Below are 874 nucleotides of genomic sequence, written 5' to 3'. Positions count from 1 at the left end.
GGCATCCCGGCCGGCCGGCCCCAGCGGACGGCGGCCATCAGCGGCCTGGTCACGGCGTCCCTGGCTCTGGTCCTGGTGGCGTCCACCTTCACCGTCCAGCTCGTCTACCGCGACTACTACACCTGCGTGAACGACGCCCTCACCCACGAGGCCAAGCAGTCCTGCGACACCCTGCTGCCCCGGGAGCTGCGCGGCGTGCTGGGCGTGGACAACGGCTGAGGCCGCTCACGCGGAGGAGTCCGGGCGGGGCTCGGCGCGGGACTCGGGACGGGGGCCCGCTCCGGCATCGGCCTCCGTTCCGCCTTCGGCTTCGGCTCCCGCTCCGGCTTCGGCTTTGGCTTCGGCTTCGGCTTTGGCTTCGGCTTCGGCTTCGGGCCGAGGCTCGGCGGGGGGCCAGGGGGCGGTGTCGAGGCTGGTCTCCGGGGTTGCCGCCGCCTCTTTCAAGGCCGCCCAGCGGGAGGCGCGGGCGACGTCGTCGTGCCAGCCCGCGGGGAACGGCTCGGTGGCCGAGGTCGGGAAGGGCGCCGGGAACGGGGCGTGAGAGGACGCCGGGGCCGGTGCGGACGCCGGGAACGTGGACGGGAACGGGGTGTCGGCGGGGAGGACGTCGTACGGCTCCTCCTCGGCCGCCGCGGTCGTACCGGCCGAGGTCCCCGGCCGAGCGGGCGTACTCCCCTTGCCCGTGCCTCTGCTCCTGCCCCACACCTTGAACCTGCCGGCGCCCCCGTCCGCCTTCCCCTCGGCGGCGGAACCGGTCTCGCCCGCGGCCCCGCCCGTGCCGTCGCCGGCGGTGTCGCCCGTGCCGTCGCCGACGGCCGTGGCCGGCGGGTCGTCCGTCCGCGCGGCTTCGCCGGCCCTGACCGCGTCCTGGGCC

General features: G+C 76.5%; 2 pseudogenes. One reads left to right on the top strand and one right to left on the bottom strand.

Annotated elements, in window-relative coordinates:
• Positions 1-219: pseudogene (locus tag CCN44_RS42435) on the top strand (hypothetical protein); the annotation flags it as partial.
• A gap of 6 nt (positions 220-225) precedes the next feature.
• Here the strand turns inward: CCN44_RS42435 and CCN44_RS44850 are convergent.
• Positions 226-874 (bottom strand): annotated as a pseudogene (locus CCN44_RS44850) (hypothetical protein); the annotation flags it as partial.

Source organism: Streptomyces tricolor, assembly GCF_002155905.1.
GTDB lineage: Bacteria > Actinomycetota > Actinomycetes > Streptomycetales > Streptomycetaceae > Streptomyces > Streptomyces tricolor.
The sequence above is the reverse complement of the archived record's forward strand: the minus strand, read 5'-3'. Positions and strand labels throughout refer to the sequence as shown.